Here is a 19431-nt window from a genome sequence, read left to right as displayed (position 1 = left end):
CGCCGCTCTCTGGAGCGGCGTTTTTGTATCCACGGTATCTACAGATTCGACATAGGTTGGAAGAGAAGATGCGAAGCAAGGTGACTGGCGCCAAGCGCTGGGTCGTGAAGATCGGTAGTGCGCTGCTCACGGCCGATGGCAAGGGCCTCGACCGCGGTGCCATGGCCGTATGGGTCGAGCAGATGGTTGCCCTGCGTGAGGCGGGCGTTGAGTTGGTGCTGGTGTCCTCCGGGGCCGTGGCTGCCGGCATGAGCCAGCTGGGCTGGACCGCACGACCGAGCGCGATGAACGAGCTGCAGGCTGCCGCTTCTATCGGCCAGATGCGCCTGGTGCAGGCGTGGGAGTCGAGCTTTGGCGAGCACGGCAAGCACACCGCGCAGATCCTTCTGACTCACGACGACCTGTCCGACCGCAAGCGTTACCTCAACGCCCGCAGCACGCTGCGTACGTTGGTCGACCTGGGCGTGGTGCCGGTGATCAACGAAAACGACACCGTGGTTACCGACGAGATCCGCTTCGGCGACAACGATACCCTGGCCGCGTTGGTGGCGAACCTGGTCGAAGCCGACCTGCTGGTGATCCTCACCGACCGTGACGGCATGTTCGACGCCGACCCACGCAACAATCCAGAGGCACAGCTGATCTACGAGGCCCGTGCCGATGACCCGTCGCTCGACGCCGTAGCCGGTGGTACCGGCGGTGCCCTGGGCCGTGGCGGCATGCAGACCAAGTTGCGCGCCGCACGCCTGGCAGCCCGTTCCGGCGCCCATACCATCATCATCGGTGGCCGTATCGAACGCGTACTCGACCGCCTCAAGGCTGGCGAGCGTCTGGGTACCCTGCTGTCGCCTGAGCGCGGCATGCTGGCGGCGCGCAAGCAGTGGCTGGCTGGGCACTTGCAAACCCGCGGCACGCTGGTGCTGGACGCCGGTGCGGTTCAGGCCCTGCGCCAGGCCAACAAGAGCCTGCTGCCGGTAGGCGTGAAGACCGTCCAAGGCAGCTTCCGCCGTGGCGAAATGGTGGTGTGCGTAGGCCCGGACGGCCTTGAAGTGGCGCGTGGCCTTGCCAACTACAGCGCGCTGGAAGCACAGAAAATCATTGGCCAGTCGTCCGATGCCATCGAGTCCCTGCTTGGCTACAGTGCCGAGCCGGAGCTGGTCCACCGCGACAACCTGGTGCTGGTATGAACATGCTCAAGCGCGTGATTGCCGTGGCAGCCCTGGCGCTGCCGATGCTGGCAGGGGCCGAGGAAATCGGCCAGGTATCTACTGTGTTCAAGTTCGTCGGGCCCAACGATCGCATCGTGGTCGAGGCGTTCGACGACCCCAAGGTCGAAGGTGTGACCTGCTACCTGTCGCGCGCCAAGACGGGCGGAGTGAAGGGTGGCCTGGGCCTGGCCGAGGACCGTGCGGAGGCGTCGATTGCTTGCCGCCAGGTCGGGCCGATCAACTTCAAGGGTGAGTTGAAAGACGGTGAGGAGGTGTTCAAGGAGCGCACCTCGCTGGTGTTCAAGACCATGCAGGTGGTGCGCTTCCTGGACAAGAAGCGCAATACACTGGTGTACCTGGTGTACAGCGACCGCATGATCGAAGGCAGCCCGCAGAATGCGGTGACGGCGATTCCGATTCTGCCTTGGGCTCACTGATACTTTAGGGGAGGCCTTTGGCCTCCTTTCGCGACACGAGGCCGCTCCTACAGGCGAACGTATATGCCTGTAGCAGCGGCCTCGTGTCGCGAAAGGGCCGCAAAGCGGCCCCAGTTCCTCAGGCCAGCTCCTCTGCCTGATCCTCGCGCACGATCGCTTTCTCCACATCACGTCGGCTGATGTACTTCCAGTCCGCCTCGTCGATATAGATGCCATTCGGCCCGCTACCGCCTTCCAGGTCGATCGCCACATGCGCCGATACCTGTGGCTTCACACTCGCCAGAATCGGTACGAAGCCTAACTGCAGGCTGGTCTCCAGCAGTGCGGCCTGGTTGCGCTCGTCGATGTCCGCCGCTTCGTCGAGGTAGTAAGGCAGGCGGATGCGCCCGGCCAGGTCGCGGTCCATCAAGTGCAGCAACAGGTACATGTTGGTCAGCGCCTTGATGGTCATGGTGGTGCCGTTGGAAGCGGCGCCGTCGATGTCGGCGTGGATCACCGGCTGGCTGTTGATCTTGGTGATCTCGAAAGCCAGTTCGAACAGGTCTTTAAGGCCCAGCTGGTTGTGGTTGGCCGCCACCAGCCGTGCCAGGTATTCCTTGGCTTCTTCGTTCTTGTGATCCTGCTCCGAATTCTGAGTCAGGTCGAACACCGACAAGGTCTCGCCTTCCTCGTACTGGCCGGCGCTGTGGATGATCTGGTCGATGTGCTTGAGCGCTTCCTTGTTCGGCGCCAGTACCACGCGGAAGCTCTGCAGGTTGGAAACCTGGCGCTTGTTGATCTCGCGGTTGAACAGGGCCAGCTGGTGTTCGAGGCTGTCGTAGTCGCTGCGGATGTTGCGCAGGGTGCGGGCGATGTCGGTGACTGCCGCGCGGCGCGCCTTGGCCAGGGTCAGGGCCTCGTCGGTGCGGTGCGCATAGGCATTGACCAGCAGTTGCAGGCGCCGCTCCATGTCGTCTTCGCTGTCGAACTTGGCCACACCCTTGAGGCGTACCTGGGCGTACAGCGCCTCGATCTGGTTGTCGACGCGCTGCAGGCCCTGCCAGCTGTCCTGGTAATCGTTGAGCAGGGGCAACAGGTTGTCCATGGAGTCGTCGACCGCTTCCATGAACGGCGTACCGAACGGCAGGTCGGCAGGCAGCAGCTGGCGACGGCGCAAGGCGTCTTCCAGGGTGCGCTGCTTGGCTTCCAGGTCGGCGATCTGGCGGCCGACCAGCTGCAGCTTGGCCGACAGCTGCTGCACGCGCTCGGTGAACGCATCGCTGGAGCGCTTGAGTTCGTCCTGGGCCGCCTCCAGTTGCGCCAGCTGCTCCATCTTCTCCGGTTCTTCAGCCGCCAGGGTTTCGCTGCGACGGTAGTCCTCCAGGGCCTTCTGCGCATCCAGCACCTGTTGGTACAGGGCTTCGGTCTGCGCTTTGGACGCGGTACGGTCGGCGGCCACCGATTGCTGGGTCTTGAGCTGCTTGAGCTCGCGCTCCAGGCGGTCCTTCTGGTCGCGCAGGGCGGCGCGGTCGGCCAGGGCTTGCAGGGCCGGTGGGTCGATGTGCGAAAGGTCGATGGAAATGCCTGGGGCCTCGAAGCGCTCGCCCTTGAAGCCATCGAGCACCGCTTCCAGCGATTTCACCCACAGGTCGCTATCGTCCAGTTCGATACCGCGCTCGCCCAGCGGCAGGCTGAACAGTGCGCCGTTGAACAGGCGCATCAGGCGGTCGACGTCTGCCTGCGAAAACTCTTCGCGCAGGCGGGCGTAGCTGTTGTTGTCGGCGTGGTCGAGCTGCTGCTTGACCTGCTTGAGGCGCTTTTCCAGGTCGCGCACACGCTCGTCGAGGTCCTCGGCAGAGAACTGCCGCGACTGGGCCAGGGCGCCAGCCAGTTCGTCGTGGGCATCCTTGGCGGCCAGCAACTGCTGCTCCAGCACTTTGACGTCATCAACCAGGGCGAAGCGGTGCTTGAGTACCGACAGCTCGCCGAGCCAGCGCTGGATACCGGTGATTTCACGCTCCAGGCGCATCAGCTCCTGGGTGCCGCCACGCTGGTCGTTCTGCAGGCGGTCCTGCTCGCCCCGGTAGTGCTCGGCCTGGATTACCAGCTCTTCCTTGCGCGCCATGGCGTATTCCTGCCAGGTGCCCAGCAGGTTGTCGAGCAGTGGCGAGAGGCGGTGCAGCTTGCCGCGCAGGATGTCGCGCTGGGCCACGCCGCCGGCCAGGGCTTCGACCAGGGGGCCGGCGGCAACCAGGGCGTTGTAGTCCTGCTCCATGCGGCGTACGTCGCGGAAGGCTTCTTCGCAGGCGGCGATGTAGTCGACGCTGCCCGAGCGCAGGCTGTGCTCGAACGCGTCGAGGAACAGCTGTTTGAGCTTGGCGGCGGTGATTTCGCGCATGTGCAGCAGGTTGATGAACAGTGCGCGGAAGGTTTTCAGGCTCTGCTCGCTGGTCGAGCGCAGCGGGATCATGGTCAGGTCCAGCGGCACCGAGGTGTGGCCGCCGACCAGCAACCGGCGCAGTTCGTCCGGCTTGAGCTCGTAGGCTTTGAGGCCCAGGCGCTCGAGGTTGGTGAACAGCTCTTTCTGGCGCAGGCAGGTGTCGTTCTTCTGGTAGTGATCCAGGTCCAGTTCACCCTTGTAGGCAAAGAACTGGTGGCCGAAACCGCCACCCGGCCCGCGACCGACCACGCCGATCACGTGGGGGCCGTGGGGCAGATTAAGTTCGCAGAGGATGTACGAGGTGTCGCTGGCGAAGTAGAAACGGCGCGATTGCTCCAGGCTGTACTTGCCGAAGCTCATGTCGGACATGCGCGCCAGGATCGGGAACTGCAGGGCGTTGATCGAGGCGGACTTGCCCAGGTTGTTGGCGCCGTAGACCGACAGCGGGTGCTCCAGCGGGAACAGGCCCAGGCTGTAGCCGGCGGTGTTGAGCAATGCGAAGCGGCGGATGCCGTAGCGTTCCTGGCTCATGCGTCAATCTCCTGTTGCTCTTCGCGGATGGCCCGGGCCAGGGCCTCTTCTTCGCTTTCTTCGCCCTCGAACGGGGTGAGGTCGAGCGGGTCGTCGGTGCGGGCCAGCGCTTCGGGGCTTTCTTCCTCGACCAGCACCGGCGTTGGCAGCGGCAGGTCGCTGTGCAGGCTGGCGGCCAGGTCGCGGTCCTGCTGCACCGACAGGCACACGTCGAGGAAACGGTGCATCGGCGGCAGGAAGCGGTAGATCCCGCCTTCTTCGTGGGCGAAGCCGAGCTGGGTCATGCGGCGCATGATCTTTTCTTCCAGCTCGTCGACAGTCTGCACTTCAGCCTGCAGGAACAGGTCACGGTATTTTTCCAGCAGCGAGGGCAGCTCGTCGCGCCCGATGCTGCCGCCGTCGAGCACCGTCATCGGGTCGCGGCCCTGGTCGGCCAGGTGTTCGACCAGGATGAAGGTGAACAGCGACAGGCGTTGGGCGGTCTTGTTGACCTGCGCGGCGGCCTGCTCGGGGACGAAGTAATAGAAGCCGCGGGTATCGCACACCAGCTCGAAGCCCAAAGCCTTGAACAGGGTGCGGTACTGGTCCTGGAAGTTCGACAGCTGAGCGTACAGCTCCGGGTCGCGGCGGCTGACGTGGAACCCTTTGAACAGCTCGCGGAAGATCGGCGCGAGCTGGGACAGTTCGGAAAGATCAAGATGCATTGGCTGGGCTCGCGTTGGTTTCAGGTTGCGCTTCGCGGCTGGATGTCAGGGCGAACGAGCGCAGGCTGACCAGGTGTTCGTGGGTGGTGTACTCGCGGCGTTCGAGGCGTTCGCGCTTGAAACGCTTCTCACGCGACAGGCGCGAGAACCAGTACAACAGTTCGTCGGTGGCGCCTTCGGGCTCCTGGTCCAGCAGCCAGACCATCAGGTCAGGCAGTGGCAGGGCATCCTCGCAGCGTTCGAGCATTTCCTTGACCGTGCGTGGCGCGCGCGGCAGCGGGCCAGTCTGGGTCTTGTGCGCCTTGGGGAACTTGGCCGGTTTCGGCTCGAAGCGGGCGAGGGCATAGACGTACGCCTCGACCTGGCTGGCGCTGCCCAGGAAGGTACTCTGCGGCCGGGTGAACAATGGCATGGCGGCCTGCGGCACGGCGTCGATACCCTTGCGCCGGATCACCGACAGGGCCAGGGCGGCGCCGCGGGTCACGGCATTGTGCCGGCGCGCTTCTTCGCGCAGCGGCAGCAGCAGTTCACGGGCGTGGCGCAGGGTCAGCTGGGCGCTGGTCTGCATCTCGAGGATGCGCGCATGGGTGCGCAGCAGCATGTCGTCGTCGACCAGATGGCCCAGGCGCGCCTGTTCGCCGAGCAGTTTCAGCAGCACGGTCTCGACCTTGCGCACGCCCTGTTCGAAGGCGCCGTCGGCATTGACCAGCTGGATCATCGGCTCGACGTATTCGTCCCAGGTCGCCAGGACTTCGGCATAACGCTGGCGTAGCGGGATCTGGCGGTTGCTGGTCTTGGCCCGTTCGGCCACGGCGACCAGCGCCTGTTCGTCGTTGTCGAGCTTTTTCAGCACGTCGCGCACGCGCATGTCGAGCAGGCGCAGCTGGCGCGCCAGGTCATCGCTGTCGCGGTTGTCGAAGGCATCCTGAATGTGCCCGGCAAGGCGCTCCAGGTGGCGCAGGTAGGCCTCGATCTCCAGGCACAGGCCCAGGCGGTGCTCGCGGCGCAGGTAGGCGAGGAAGTCGTGGATCTGGGCGTTGAGCTCGAAACGGTTCGGGCTCTTGGCCACCGGGACCAGGATATCCAGGCGGATCCACACGTCGAGCAGCTGGGTGATGTCCTGCGGCGTGCTTTCCACTTGCTGGCGGCCCAGCTGCTGGCGCAGTTCGACCAGGCTCAGGGTGCCTTGGTCGAAACGCTCGCACAGCGGCTCGATGAGGGCCCAGTGTTCGGCTAGGGCGCGCAGGACGCGCTTGGGTTCGATCATTGGCGTCTACTCGTTGCCAAGTAAAAAGGGGGCGATTGTACTGCATCCGGGGGGGAGGATTTCACCCCTTGGTCTGTAATGAGGGATAACCCCGGATTGGCTGGGGGTTTCCCTGGCCCCTCGGCGGTACAGGCAGCAATTTTCTGCCGACCAGTTGCGGCGCTCGGCAGCCAACAGCGTTAGAATGCCCGATTGTTCAAGCCCCCCGGATACCCGTGCCTTGCTGACCGAGTCCCGCCGCCGCGCCTACCTTTCCGCCATGCAAGTGGTGCATTGGCTGCCGCGCGCCGAACTGCCGTTCGCTGCGCCGTCGCGGCCCGAGCTGCTGTTGCCGCAGGTTCCGGTCGAGCACGCCGCGTTCGAGGTCAGGCCTTCGCCAGCCCCTGCCAACGAAGCGCCGGTCGCACCCCAGGCGCGCTCCGGCGAACGGCCGAAAATCGAAATTCCGCGCCCGGGCAACACGCCAAAGCCCGCCGCCAAACCGGTCGAGGCCGAGGAACAAGCCCCTGCGCCACGCCCGGCCCCCGTGCCGCCACCGCGTTTTTCGCTGCAACTGCTGCGCGCCGGCAACTGCCTGCTGCTGGTGGAGTTGGCCACCGGCCAACCCTTCCAGAGCCGCGACCCATCCTACCTGCTGCTCAAGGACATGCTGCGCGCCGCAGGCCTGCCAGATGCCCCGCAGATCATCGGCGAGCCGGTACGCTGGCCGCTGCTGGTGCGTGGCAACATGGACCAGGGGCCGGATGCCGCGCGTGATTTCGTCCAGGGTTTCATCCAGGCGCGCCTTGAAGAAGCCCCTTGTACCTGCCTTTGGCTGATCGGCATGCCGGCCTTGCGCTTTGCCGCCAATACCGACGCCCAGGCCTATTACCAAGTACTCAAGCTCGACGGTCTGGGCGATGCCTGGGCCTTGCCGGGCCTTGAACTGTTGATGGACGAGCCGCAGCGCAAGGCGGACGTCTGGAAAGCGATGCGCCAGCTGATGGCGCGCTGGAAGAGCGTTGAATGAGTGAATCGATCAGTTTCCGCCCCATGACCGAGGCGGATCTGGATGCCGTGCTTAAGATCGAATATGCCGCGTTCAGCCATCCCTGGACCCGCGGGATTTTCCAGGATGCGCTCAAGTCCTACGAAGTGTGGTTGATGTTCGATGGTCAGCAGCAGGTCGGCCATGGTGTGATCAACGTGATCATCGACGAAGCGCACCTGCTGAACATTACCGTCAAGCCGGAGAACCAGGGGCGTGGCCTGGGTTTGCGCTTGCTCGAGCACCTGATGGCTCGGGCCTATCAGCTCAATGGGCGCGAGTGTTTCCTGGAGGTGCGGGCCAGCAACCAGTCGGCCTATCGCTTGTATGAGCGGTACGGCTTCAACGAGATCGGCCGTCGGCGTGATTACTACCCGGTGGCTGGCGGGCGCGAGGATGCGCTGGTGATGGCTTGTACGTTGCTCGAAGACTGACTTTCAATCCTTCCTGCTCTGTTGCCAGTAATTTGTGCATGCTTAACTCCTTGTAATGGCCGCCCCGATGGGCGGCCGTGCTCATGCTGGGGCAGAAGGAGCGGGGATGAGAAGGACGAAATGGCTGCTGATGGCCGCAAGCGTGATGCTGGGTGGCGTGGCTCAGGCCGATGAGCGTGACCTGTGGATGTTCGCGCAATGGGCCGGGGATCATCACACCCGCCCTTTTCGGGAGATGCTGGTGGACGCCCGCCTGTATGGCGTGGTGCCGATTCATCAATTGCTGCGCTCGGCGTCGGACTGGCGGCTGTGCAAGGCTTCACCGTTTGCCGTGCCGCCGCCTGGCAACTGGCCGGCGGTGCGCTCTACGCTGGCGCTGATCAATACGCTGGAAAAGCAAGGCATCCTGCGCCAGTTCGAAGTGGTCTCCGCCTACCGTGACCCCGGCTTGAACAGGTGCGCAGGTGGGGCCGCGGGCAGTGCCCATACCCGTGCCTTCGCAGTCGATATCCTCCTGCCGGCCTGGGCCGACCCCAACCCGTTGTGCCGCTTCTGGCAGCAGCATGGCCAGGCCTGGGGCATGGGGCTGGGGCGCTACCCGACAGGCCGCATCCATATCGATACCGCGGGTTATCGCACCTGGGGCGGTGATGGCAGTGCGGCGTCGTCGTTCTGCAGCAAGCCCAGGTGAGCGAGGCAGGCCTGGCTTTCTCCCACTACCCAATCGGCAAAGCATTGGCGCTTGCCGCCGTCATCCAGCGGTTGCGGGCTTAGCAGGTGATAGGCGGATCCATCGCGCAGAAAGCCGAATGGCGCCTGCAACTGCCCGCTGTCGAGTTCGTCGCGCACCATCAGCGCCGAGGCGATCGCCAGGCCCAGGCCGGCACTGGCGGCCTGCAGTGACAGGTAGAAGTGTTCGTAGTCGCTGCGTTGGCAGTGTCGCGCTTGCTGGCCACTCAGGCGCAGCCACGCGGGCCAGGCACTGGGGCGAGTGTTGCTGTGCAACTGGCGTTGGCCATCGAGTGCGGTGCCGCCATCGCGGTTGACCGGGCCGATCCATTCGTCGCAGACCTTCAGCGCGTGCAGGGTGGGCGGCCAATGGAAGTCATCACGTCGCAGTGCCAGGTCAACGCCGCTGCGGGCAAAGTCCAGCGGCCCACCGGCGGCCACCAGGTGCAGTTGCAGGTCCGGGTGGGCGGCATGAAAGCGGGGCAGGCGGGGGATCAGCCAGCGCATGGCGATGGTCGGCTCGCAAGAAAGGACCAGCACATTGTCCGGTTCCTGCTGCTGCAGGCGCTGCACTGCGCTTTCGAGTTGCTCGAAGATGGCCTGGGTGGTGCCGTGCAGTGCGCGACCGGCCGGAGTCAGGAAGATTGCCCGGTTACGGCGCTCGAACAGCTCGACGCCTAGGCTTTCCTCAAGCAGGCGAACCTGGCGGCTGACGGCGCCATGGGTGACGTGCAGGCGTTCGGCGGCCCGCACGAAGCTTTCGGTTTCGGCGGCGATGTCGAAGTAACGCAAGGCAGTGAGTGGGGGAAGTTTCATGGGCTTGAAGTTGCCAGCGACGGCACGGCACCTGTGTGAGAAAAACTAGCGGATTCGCGTAACTATAAATCGATTTTCCCAGCTAACTGTTATTTCGATAATGGCGACATCTGTGCATTTTCATCGCATATCGAGGACTTCCTTCGTGACTGAGCTTTTCGCTATCGCCCTTTTCACCCTGCTGGCCGTCGTCAGCCCTGGCGCGGATTTCGCCATGGTCACCCGCAGCAGTTATGCACAGGGCCGCAAGGCCGGCCTGGCGGCGGCTGTGGGTATAGCCCTCGGCGTTCAGGTGCATGTGCTGTACACGGTGTTGGGCATTGCCGTGGTCATCAGTCAGAGCCCTGCGCTGTTCCTGGCCATGAAAATGCTGGGCGCGGGATACCTGATCTATCTGGGATATCAGTCGCTGACCAGCACCACCCGCATCAGTCTTGATTGCCAGGAATCGGCTGTGGGGTTGCTGGCTGCCTTGCGCACGGGCTTCCTGACCAACGCCCTCAACCCCAAAACCATGCTGTTCGTGATCAGTGCCTACACCCAGGTCGTGCAGCCAGGTAGCCCGTTGGCGCTGGACTTCGCTTATGGTGCGTTCATGTCGCTGGCCCACTGGGCGTGGTTTAGTCTGGTGGCGGTGTTTTTTTCCTACGCCGGGTTGCGCAAGGTAATGATCGAGCGCCAGCGGCTGGTCGACCGCCTGATTGGTGTAGCGCTGATAGGGCTTGGCTTGGCAGTGGCGGTGTCGGGGGTGCGCTGAAAGCGATAGAGAAGGGTGCAAACTTTTTTGCGGGCAAAAGAAAAGGGCCTACCTTGCGGTAAGCCCTTTTCAAGTTTGGTGGCTACACAGGGACTTGAACCCCGGACCCCAGCATTATGAATGCTATGCTCTAACCAACTGAGCTATGTAGCCGATGGCGCGCATTATTCCCTTGTGATGCCCCTGTGTCAACACTCATTTCAAAAAAAATTTGCACGCTTTCAAAAACTTAGCCGCCCAGCCTGTTTTCAGCGCACGATCAGCCATTGACCAAGAATGCTGTACACCTGCAGGCGCTGCTCGGCAATCAGGGCGTCGAGGGTTTCGCCGGCGCGGTCGAGGTTGAAGTCGCCACTTACCCGCCGATCGGCCACCTGTTCGTCCATCATCCATACGCGGCGGCCCTGGTAGCTGGCCAGGCGTTCGATGACTTGGCCCAACGGCATGTCGATGGCGCGCAGGTGGCCGCTGCGCCAGGCGTTCGCGTTTTTGACATTGACCTTCTGCACGGGGTTGATCCGGGCATCGGTGAAGGTCACCCGCTCACCCGCCGACACCATGCGCTGGTCGCTACCCTGGGCGATCATGGCCTTGCCATTGAGCACCACCAGTTCGTCATGCCCGGCATGGCGCCCCACCATCAGGCGAGTGCCGAATACCTGGATACGCGCATCGTCCACCTGCAGTTCAAGGGCGCGGCCGTCGAGCATCACGTGCAGCTCGACCTGGCCCTGCACAACCTGCAGCAGGCGGGTACGCCCGCGCAGGTCGGCATTCAGTGCACTCGCGCTGTCCAGGTGCAGTGTTGAGCCATCGGCCAGGCGTACGCTGCGCCGCTCGCCAGCGCCAGTGTGCAGCTCGCTGCCCAGGCGCTGCATCAGTGGCCAATACAGGTACGCCAACACGGCCAGCGCCAGCAGGAACAGCAATGCCAGCCCTTTGCCGAGGTGGCTGCGTCGCACGGTGACCTGGCGCGGGCGAGGCCGTGCTGGTGGCGCTTGCAATTGCTGCCAGCAGGCTTCGAGCTCGGCGTAGGCATGGGCATTTAGCGGGGCCTGGCACCAGCGGGCGAAGGCCTGGCGTTCCCGGTCATCGCAGCCTGGTTGGCGCAGGCGGGAGAACCACGCCAGTGCTTCCTGTTGGGCGTCGGCCTGAATCTGCGTGGCGGGCATCGGGCTCATGCTGAAATGTGCTCGCTAAAGGGCGTTTGCGCCCAACAATTGCGGGGGATTTGGTGCGAGGATGCTAAATATATTGAGAACCATTTGCAAGTACGCAGTAATAGAGGGATAAAAAGGTAGCTATGTATCCATTTGTTTCCTGATAATCGGATCCCAAACCTGCGGACGGAACTCAAGCTCATGGCCATCAGCAGCACCTCCACCGCCAGCACCGGTTCGGCAAGCCAAGCCAACCCACTGGTGATGCGCATCATCGCCTTCTGCGCGCTGGCGCACCTGATCAATGACCTCATCCAGTCGGTGCTGCCGGCGATCTACCCGATGCTCAAGGCCAATTACGACCTGAGCTTCACCCAGATCGGCCTGATCACACTGACCTTCCAGATAACGGCGTCGCTGCTGCAGCCCTGGGTCGGCTTCTTCACCGACCGCCGGCCGACACCGAACCTGTTGCCGCTCGGCACCCTGTGCACGTTGGTAGGTATCGTCATGCTGGCCTTCGTCGGCAGCTTCCCGATGATCTTGCTGGCTTCTGCGCTGGTGGGTATCGGCTCGTCGACCTTCCACCCGGAGACCTCGCGGATTGCGCGGCTGGCCTCAGGTGGGCGTTTCGGCCTGGCGCAGTCGACCTTTCAGGTCGGTGGCAACGCAGGCTCGGCCTTCGGCCCGCTGCTGGCGGCAGCCATCGTCATCCCGTTCGGCCAGACCCATGTGGCCTGGTTCGGCGTGGCTGGCCTGCTGTTCTTTGCCGTGACCCTGATGCTGCGCCGCTGGTACACCGAGCATCTCAACCAGGCCAAGGCGCGCAAGGTGGTGCAGGCCACCCATGGCATCTCGCGCAAGCGTGTGATCGCGGCGTTGGTCGTGCTGGGCCTGCTGGTGTTCTCCAAGTACTTCTACATGGCCAGCTTCACCAGCTACTTCACCTTCTATCTGATCGAGAAGTTCGACCTGTCGGTGGCCAGCTCGCAACTGCACCTGTTCCTGTTCCTTGGCGCGGTCGCGGCCGGCACCTTCTTTGGTGGCCCGATCGGTGACCGCATCGGGCGCAAGGCGGTCATCTGGTTCTCGATCCTTGGTGTGGCGCCGTTCACCCTGGCGCTGCCGTACGCCGATCTGTTCTGGACCACCGTGCTGAGCGTGGTCATCGGCTTCATTCTGGCGTCGGCGTTCTCGGCGATCGTGGTGTACGCCCAGGAGCTGGTACCGGGCAGTGTGGGCATGATTGCCGGGGTCTTCTTCGGGCTGATGTTCGGCTTTGGCGGGATTGGCGCAGCGCTGCTGGGGTACGTTGCGGATTTGCGCGGTATCGAGTACGTGTATGGCGTGTGTTCGTTCCTGCCGTTGTTCGGTCTGTTGGCCGTGTTTCTGCCCAATACCGGTAAGCGCTGACAGCGTAGGGGCTGCTTTGCAGCCCAATCGCCGGCAAGCCGGCTCCCACAGGTAATTGTGTTAACTTCTGGAAATTGGGCAAGACAGTTGCTCCCACTATCGGGGCAGTGCTGATGTTCGCTGTGGGCGCCGGCAATTGACGGCTCAGCCTGGCTTGGCCTAGAGTGCCGCCTCTTTTCCCCAACCTGCGTAGTAGCCAAAGCAATGTGCCGTACCCAGTCCCTACCACACGCCCGCCAGCCTGCCCTCCAGGCCATGCGTCGCGCGTGGCCGAGCGATACGGTGCTCAAGCGTCGCCGCAGTGTGCTGTTTGCCTTTACCTTCTCGCCACACCTCGCCCTGAACTGACCTGCGCTCCTGCGTCGTCCGCCGTCCCGGCGTGCGCCTGGGCGCCTGTATCTGCGCGTCTTTTCAGTTTGCTGGGAGTGGTACATGAACATGCGTTTGCTGGCGGGCCTTCTGTTCGCCGTGTCTGTGGTCGGCTTCAGCCTGGGGGCCAGCCTGCCGCTGGTGTCGTTGCGTCTGCATGAGGCCGGTGCCGGCACCTTGCAGATCGGCATCATCTCGGCCATCCCCGCTGCGGGGATGATGCTTTCGGCGTTCATGGTCGACGCCTGTTGCCGGTACCTGACCCGGCGCACCATCTACCTGCTTTGCTTCAGCCTGTGCACCGTGAGCATCGCCTTGCTGGAATGGGCATTCGATTCGGTCTGGATGCTGGCCCTGCTGCGCCTGGGCCTGGGTATCGGCATGGGCATCGCGATCATCTTGGGCGAGTCATGGGTCAACGAACTGTGCCCCGATCACAACCGCGGCAAGATCATGGCGCTTTACGCCACCAGCTTCACCGGCTTCCAGGTACTCGGCCCGGCGATGCTCGCAGTGATTGGCGCCAACAGCCCGTGGATCACCGGTGTGGTGACCTTCTGTTATGGCCTGGCGCTGCTGTGCATTGTGCTGACCGTACCCAACGATCATGTGGAGCATGGTGAAGAAGGCGAGAAAAGCTTCGGCCTGGCGGGCTTCTTCCGCGTCGCCCCGGCGTTGTGCGTGGCTGTGCTGTTCTTCTCCTTCTTCGATGCGGTCGTGCTGTCGTTGCTGCCGGTGTATGCCACCAGCCATGGTTTTGCCGTGGGCGTGGCGGCGCTGATGGTGACGGTGGTGTTCGCCGGTGACATGGTTTTCCAGTTGCCGTTGGGCTGGCTGGCCGACCGGGTCGAGCGCACCGGGCTGCACCTGGTGTGCGGGCTGGTGGCGATGGCGATCGGTATTGCCTTGCCATGGCTGCTGGACATGGCCTGGCTGCTATGGCCGCTGCTGGTGGTGCTTGGCGCTGTGGCAGGGGGTATCTATACCTTGGCGCTGGTGCTGATCGGGCAGCGTTTCAAGGGCCAGGATCTGGTCACCGCCAATGCCAGCGTTGGCCTTTTGTGGGGCGTGGGCAGCCTGGTCGGGCCGCTGGTCAGCGGCGCGGCGATGGATGTGGCGCCGCATGGGCTGCCGATGGCGCTGGCGATCATGGCGGGGCTGTTCGTGTGCTTTGCCCGGCAGTCGTACCGGCGGGCCGGTAAGCTGCGGGCAGTGGCGGACTGAGGATTGTTGTTGCCAGTGCTGGCCCTATCGCCGGCAAGCCGGCTCCTACAGGTGCACCTGAGGCCTTGAGGGTAGTGGGGGCCTGGCAGCCTGGGTCAGAAGCTGCCGCGCAAGGTCACTGACACATTGCGCGGGTCACCCCAGTAATACCCGGTCGGCGTCGGCGCCACCTGGCGGTAGTACTTTTTGTCGAAGATATTGTTGGCATTGAGCTGCAACGAGTAATGCTCGTTGAACCGGTAATTGACCATCGCGTTATACACCGCATACCCCGCCTGCGTGGCCTCGGCGCTGCCGCTGCGGTTGTAGATGTCGCTCTGCGCCTGCACGCCGCCGCCAACTGTCCACGCTTGCAGCTCGCCCGGCAGGCGATAGCTGGTGAACAGGCGCAGCATGCGCTTGGGGTCTGTGGTGCGGATAGCGTTGCCGGTGTTGCTGATGGTGTCCTTGAGTTGCTTGGTGGTGTTGTAGGTGTAGCCACCGGTCACGTTCCAGCCTGGTAATACTTCGCCGGAAATCTCCAGCTCGAAGCCTTGGCTGCGGTTCTTGCCTGCAGCCACCTTGCAATAGCCCGAGGTGTAGTTGGGCGGGCAGGGGTTGGGGCCGCTCAGGTCATCCAGGGCGTTGCCCACCTGGTAGATGCGGAAGAACGCCAGCGAGGTGTTCAGCCGCCCCTCGTAGAACTCGCCTTTGATTCCGGTCTCGTAAGCTTCGCCTGTGGTGGGCTCCAGCACCGAGCCGCTGACGTCGGTGGCGGTCTGCGGGTTGAAGATTTCGGTGTAGCTGGCGTAGGTGCTGAAGTTATCGTTGAGGTCGTAGATCAGCGCCGCATACGGCACGATCTTGTTGTCGACGCTGAACTTGCCGTTCGACTTGACGTTGTTTTCCTGCTCGTAGTCATACCAGTTGGCCCGTACCCCGATGATAGCCGTGAGCGGGTCTGCCAGGGAAATGCGCCAGGTGGCGTAGGCCGCTTCCTGGGTGGTGCGCGTGCGCACCGGATGGGCGGTTATGTTGATGTCCGGTTCGGCCAGGCTGGTCTTTGGGTCCCACTCGCGGATGTCGAAAACACCGGAGGATACGAAGTTGGTGGCCGAGGCGTAGGAGTCATTGCGAATGCGCTCGACACCCAGCATCAGGTCATGGCTGCGACCGAGCAGCTCGAACGGCCCGTTGAGGGTGGCGCTCAGGTTGTTCTGCAGGCTCTCGCCGCCGTCGCCCTCGGTAACCTGATAGTTCATCAGGTAGGGGTTGTTGCTGGGGTTGGCAGCGCCGCTGGCACGGGTGAAGTAGGTCTGCTTGAAACCGTGGTCATCCAGCTCGAAGTGCGTGCGCTGGGCCATCAGCTTGAGCGACCAGTCGTTGTCGAAACGGTGTTCGAGCTCGGCAAAGGTCTGCAGGTTGCTGCGGTCCCAGCGGTTCCAGTCGGCACCCAGGTAAGTGCTGCGGCCAAACGCAAGGGGCGAGCCATCATAGTCGGCGGGCAGGTTGCCCCAGGCGCCGGTGGCATCGAGCTTGGTCCACTCAAGGCCAGTGGTCAGGGTGGTGCTTTCATTCAGATCGAAGGCCAGCACACCGTAGAACACCTCTTTGCGCTCCTGGCGCGAGTCCTGGAAATGGTCCTTGTCATCGTGTACGGCGATCACCCGGCCTCGCACGTTGCCGGTTTCTGTCAGCGGGCCGGAGATATCGGCGACATAACGCTGGGCATCCCAGGAGCCGAGGGTGACGCTGCCTTCGCCCTGGAATACGTGCGTCGGGCGTTTGCGCACCAGGTTGACGGTGCCTGACGGGTTACCCGCGCCGCGAATCATGCCGGTGGCCCCGCGCAAGATCTCGGCCCGGTCGATGATGGCCGAATCGCTCTGGATGAATGAACCACCGCCGCTGCCCTGTACCACGGTGGCGCCATCGTACTGGATGGCATCGATCGCATAGCCGCGCGAGTAGTACTGCACGCGTTCGCTGTCGGTGAGGTTCACCACCACACCAGGCGTCTGCTCCAGCAGGTTGGTCAGGTTGGTGATGTTCTGGTCGTCGATGCGCTGGCGGGTGACCACGGTCACCGACTGCGGGGTGTGGCGAATGCTTTGTGCGGTCTTGCCGATGGTGACCGCACCAGTCGTGTAAGAGCCACTGTGCTCGGTGGTTTCCCCCAGGCGATCGCTGGAAATGCTGGTGGCACCCAGTTGCAGTGCACCACCGGCGTCCAGTGCGGGTATCAGCAGAAAGCTGTTATCGCCTTCCTGTTGCACTTGCACGTCGCTGCCCATCAGCACGAGGGTCAATGCTTGGGCCGGCTCGTGGCGCCCCTGCACGCCTTGGGTGGTCTTGCCCTGCAGGCTGTTCGCATCGAACGACAGGCTCAGGCCGCCTTGCCGGGCCACCTGGTCCAGTGCCGGGGCCAGAGGGCCTGCGGGGATGCTCCAGTCGATTTGCCGGTGCTGGCTGGCGGGTGCAGCCGCGACCTGTGCGGGCAGTGCCAGGGCGCTGCCCAGGCCGAGGCCGAACACGGCGGCGCGCACGGCGTGGCGCAGCCTGTCGTTGCGGGGGGAACACGGGTGGATCATGGACCGCTCCTGAAGGTTTCGTAGACCACTTTTCGGGCTTTGTTCCTTCAGGCCGGACGAGAATGAGATTCCACCTCATTCTTTTTCAAAAAAGATCAGGCAGCCCCGACGCTGACCCAATAGCGTGTGCGGTAATCGACACGTACCGGCAGGCTGCGGGTGAGCAGTTGCAGAATCTGCTCGGTATCGTTCAGCTGGTAAGTGCCGGATACCTTCAGCGCGGCCACCTCGCCAGCGCAGCGCAGCAGGCCCGGGCGGTAACGGGCCAGTTCGGCGCAGAACTCGCCCAGTGGCATCTGTTGCACGCTGAGCACACCGTCGGTCCAGCCCCACGGGTCGCCATGCAACGAGGCAAGCGCGTGAGCCCCGTGCGGCGATACTTGCAACACCTCGCCCGCCTGCACCACGCGTGGTGAAGGGGAGGCCGGGAACAAGGTGACTTTGCCGCGGCGCACGGCCAGCAACAGGCCCTGATCGTTTTCGCGCAGCAGCAGTTGGCCGTCCTGGGTAGCCAGGGCGCCGACCCGGGTGGTGATGCGGAACGGGCGGTTGTCGCCAGGGTTGCTGGCCAGGCTGACTTCGCCGCGCAGCAGGGTCAGTTCGCGCAGCTCGGCGCTGTAGTGCAGGTCGATGGCGCTGGCCGTGTTGAGCTGGATCTGGCTGCCATCACTACCCTGCAACCGGCGACGTTCGCCAGTGCCGGTGCTGTTGTCGGCCATCAGGGCGGCCAAGCCGAGCGGCTCGCGCGCGGCCCAACCGGCGGTGCCGCCGATCGCCAGCACCGCCAGCAGTTTGAGGTGGTCACGGCGGTTGATGCGCTGGCGTTGGCGGCCATCGAGGGTGCGCCGACTAAGGTCGCTGGGGAGCCCCGCCAGTTCGTCGCTGAGGGTGCTCACCCGCTGCCAGGCCTGGGCGTTGTGCGGGTGGTGGGCCAACCATTGCTGGAACTGCTGTTCGGTAGCCGGGCTTGGGGTGTCGAAGCGCAGCTTCACCAGCCATTCGATGGCCTGGTCGACCTGGGCCTGCGCGGGTACTTGATCAGAGCTCGGCATAGCGCAACCGGTAGCAGACGCCCAGGGCCTTGGCCAGGTCGCGTTCCACGGTGGCACGCGAAACGCCAAGGCGAAGGGCGATCTGCGCGATGCTCAGGCCATCGAGCTGGGCCAGCAAAAAGGCCTGGCGGGCGCGGGGCCTGAGCTGGTGCAGGGCACGGTCAAGGCGCTCGAGGGTATTCAGAATCACCAGGCGATGTTCTTCGCTGGGCACTTCGCCTTCGGGTACATGGGCCAGGCTTTCCTGGTAGGCGCGCTCCAGGGCGCGACGGCGGAACTGGTCGATCATCAGGCCGCGAGCGATGCTGCTCAGGTAAGCCCGCGGTTCTTTGATCGGCGAAACCTGGCGTGCACGCAGCAGGCGCACGAAGGTGTCCTGCGCAAGGTCTGCAGCGTGTTCCTGGCAGCCGACCCGGCTGCGCAGCCACCCACGTAGCCAAGCGTGATGGGACTGATAGAGCAGGGCGACTTCGGCCGGTTTGAGCGTGTCGTTGAGCTGCATCGTAGCGGCTGATCCCAGGAAGCATGCGTGACTGTGAATAGTTCTCAATTCTATGCATGGATGATGGCACTGGGCAATGGTTGCCCGGAATTAGCTGCGCAAGATTCGGCGTTTCCACGATCAGTGGCTGGGCTAAGCTGGTCCTGCCTTGAACCCACTGGAGCTATGGATGATCCTGGCCGACCTCTCGCCTGAAGCCTACCGCGAAGCCACCGATTACCTGGCCGCGCTGGACCCTGACTGGGCGCGGCACATTGCTGTGACCGGGCCGTGCCTGCACCGGGCGACACCGGGGCGCGAGCCCTATGAGGCGCTGGTACGGGCGATTGCCTACCAGCAGCTGCATGCCCGTGCGGCCGAAGCGATACTGGGGCGATTGCTGGCGCTGTTTCCTGACGATGGGTTTCCCGCGCCGAGGCAGTTGCTTGAGGTGGCGCCGGAAACGATGCGTACCTGTGGGTTTTCCGCGAGCAAGCTGGCGACAATCCACGGGATTGCCCAGGCCGCGCTGGACGGGGCGGTGCCGTGCCGGGAAGAGGCATTGGGCATGAGCGATGAGGCCTTGATCGAGCGCCTGGTTGCCTTGCGCGGCGTGGGCCGCTGGACCGTCGAGATGCTGCTGATCTATAGCCTGGAGCGCTCGGATGTGTTGCCGGTGGACGATTTTGCGGTGCGTGAGGGGTATCGTCGCCTCAAGGGGCTGGGCAAGGCGCCGACGCCGGCGCAGATGCGGTCGCTGGGCGCCGGGTGGCGTCCGCACCGCACGGTGGCAGCCTGGTATCTGTGGCGGGCCTGAGACGAATCAGCTTGGT

17 protein-coding genes and 1 tRNA gene are annotated in these 19431 nt (G+C 63.9%); 9 read left to right on the top strand and 9 right to left on the bottom strand.

Annotation, left to right across the window (positions count from 1 at the left end; genetic code table 11):
* The first annotated feature begins 68 nt into the window (after positions 1 to 68).
* Positions 69 to 1187: a glutamate 5-kinase gene (gene proB, locus JOE27_RS12965; RefSeq protein ID WP_012316297.1), complete on the top strand. Its 1119-nt coding sequence runs from the start codon at positions 69 to 71 to the stop codon at positions 1185 to 1187.
* Complete coding sequence (locus JOE27_RS12960; protein WP_039603157.1) at positions 1184 to 1645, top strand: CreA family protein; 462 nt, start codon at positions 1184 to 1186, stop codon at positions 1643 to 1645. Before proB ends, JOE27_RS12960 begins: the two co-directional genes overlap by 4 nt.
* 118 nt (positions 1646 to 1763) lie before the next feature.
* Here JOE27_RS12960 and mksF read toward each other — a convergent pair whose 3' ends face one another.
* From mksF to mksB, 3 genes are read right to left on the bottom strand one after another with little or no spacing between them, the layout of a single operon-like run.
* Positions 1764 to 4595, bottom strand: a complete 2832-nt coding sequence (gene mksF, locus JOE27_RS12955) for an Mks condensin complex protein MksF (protein ID WP_115273842.1) — start codon at positions 4593 to 4595, stop codon at positions 1764 to 1766.
* Positions 4592 to 5299 (bottom strand): Mks condensin complex protein MksE, encoded by a 708-nt coding sequence (gene mksE / locus JOE27_RS12950; protein WP_204918905.1) that lies wholly within the window; start codon positions 5297 to 5299, stop codon positions 4592 to 4594. The genes mksF and mksE overlap by 4 nt, the downstream gene beginning before the upstream one ends.
* Positions 5289 to 6566 (bottom strand): Mks condensin complex protein MksB, encoded by a 1278-nt coding sequence (gene mksB, locus JOE27_RS12945; protein ID WP_012316293.1) that lies wholly within the window; start codon positions 6564 to 6566, stop codon positions 5289 to 5291. Before mksB ends, mksE begins: the two co-directional genes overlap by 11 nt.
* Positions 6567 to 6786: 220 nt before the next feature.
* On the opposite strand from mksB, the gene JOE27_RS12940 reads away from it, so the two are divergent.
* From JOE27_RS12940 to JOE27_RS12930, 3 genes are all read left to right on the top strand, one after another.
* Complete coding sequence (locus JOE27_RS12940) at positions 6787 to 7575, top strand: hypothetical protein (protein ID WP_046784589.1); 789 nt, start codon at positions 6787 to 6789, stop codon at positions 7573 to 7575.
* Positions 7572 to 8027: a ribosomal protein S18-alanine N-acetyltransferase gene (gene rimI, locus JOE27_RS12935; protein ID WP_012316291.1), complete on the top strand. Its 456-nt coding sequence runs from the start codon at positions 7572 to 7574 to the stop codon at positions 8025 to 8027. Before JOE27_RS12940 ends, rimI begins: the two co-directional genes overlap by 4 nt.
* A gap of 106 nt (positions 8028 to 8133) precedes the next feature.
* Positions 8134 to 8718: a D-Ala-D-Ala carboxypeptidase family metallohydrolase gene (locus JOE27_RS12930; RefSeq protein ID WP_174141596.1), complete on the top strand. Its 585-nt coding sequence runs from the start codon at positions 8134 to 8136 to the stop codon at positions 8716 to 8718.
* Here JOE27_RS12930 and JOE27_RS12925 read toward each other — a convergent pair.
* Entirely contained in the window at positions 8658 to 9572 is a 915-nt protein-coding gene (locus tag JOE27_RS12925) for a LysR substrate-binding domain-containing protein (protein WP_161871131.1), read from the bottom strand. The genes JOE27_RS12930 and JOE27_RS12925 overlap by 61 nt on opposite strands.
* Before the next feature lie 145 nt (positions 9573 to 9717).
* On the opposite strand from JOE27_RS12925, the gene JOE27_RS12920 reads away from it, so the two are divergent.
* Complete coding sequence (locus tag JOE27_RS12920; protein ID WP_204918902.1) at positions 9718 to 10329, top strand: LysE family transporter; 612 nt, start codon at positions 9718 to 9720, stop codon at positions 10327 to 10329.
* Between the two features lie 76 nt (positions 10330 to 10405).
* Here JOE27_RS12920 and JOE27_RS12915 read toward each other — a convergent pair.
* Positions 10406 to 10482: transfer RNA gene (locus JOE27_RS12915), tRNA-Met, on the bottom strand.
* Between the two features lie 95 nt (positions 10483 to 10577).
* Entirely contained in the window at positions 10578 to 11510 is a 933-nt protein-coding gene (locus JOE27_RS12910) for a FecR domain-containing protein (protein WP_204918900.1), read from the bottom strand.
* A gap of 180 nt (positions 11511 to 11690) precedes the next feature.
* Here JOE27_RS12910 and JOE27_RS12905 point away from each other — a divergent pair, with 180 nt between their 5' ends.
* Both JOE27_RS12905 and JOE27_RS12900 read left to right on the top strand, forming a co-directional pair.
* Positions 11691 to 12902 carry an MFS transporter gene (locus tag JOE27_RS12905; RefSeq protein WP_115273844.1) on the top strand — a complete coding sequence of 404 codons (1212 nt, stop codon included), beginning with the start codon at positions 11691 to 11693 and terminating at the stop codon, positions 12900 to 12902.
* 432 nt (positions 12903 to 13334) lie between these two features.
* A complete protein-coding gene (locus tag JOE27_RS12900) occupies positions 13335 to 14495 on the top strand; it encodes an MFS transporter (RefSeq protein ID WP_115273845.1) in 1161 nt (386 codons plus the stop codon).
* Positions 14496 to 14590: 95 nt separating this feature from the next.
* Here the strand turns inward: JOE27_RS12900 and JOE27_RS12895 are convergent, their stop codons facing one another.
* The 3 genes from JOE27_RS12895 to JOE27_RS12885 form a co-directional block, all read right to left on the bottom strand.
* Positions 14591 to 17065 carry a TonB-dependent siderophore receptor gene (locus JOE27_RS12895; RefSeq protein WP_204918897.1) on the bottom strand — a complete coding sequence of 825 codons (2475 nt, stop codon included), beginning with the start codon at positions 17063 to 17065 and terminating at the stop codon, positions 14591 to 14593.
* A 95-nt stretch (positions 17066 to 17160) separates the two neighbouring features.
* Positions 17161 to 18117, bottom strand: coding sequence for a FecR domain-containing protein (locus JOE27_RS12890; protein WP_119687785.1), 957 nt, complete (start codon positions 18115 to 18117; stop codon positions 17161 to 17163).
* Entirely contained in the window at positions 18104 to 18619 is a 516-nt protein-coding gene (locus JOE27_RS12885; protein WP_204918894.1) for a sigma-70 family RNA polymerase sigma factor, read from the bottom strand. The genes JOE27_RS12890 and JOE27_RS12885 overlap by 14 nt, the downstream gene beginning before the upstream one ends.
* 169 nt (positions 18620 to 18788) lie before the next feature.
* Here JOE27_RS12885 and JOE27_RS12880 point away from each other — a divergent pair, with 169 nt between their 5' ends.
* The gene (locus JOE27_RS12880) at positions 18789 to 19415 is read left to right on the top strand and encodes a DNA-3-methyladenine glycosylase (protein WP_119687784.1); all 627 of its coding nucleotides are present in this window, start codon (positions 18789 to 18791) and stop codon (positions 19413 to 19415) included.
* The last annotated feature ends 16 nt before the right edge of the window (positions 19416 to 19431 follow it).

This window comes from Pseudomonas sp. M5 (assembly GCF_016907075.1).
Taxonomy (GTDB): Bacteria; Pseudomonadota; Gammaproteobacteria; order Pseudomonadales; family Pseudomonadaceae; genus Aquipseudomonas; species Aquipseudomonas putida_E.
This window is presented reverse-complemented; position numbering and strand designations above follow the sequence as displayed.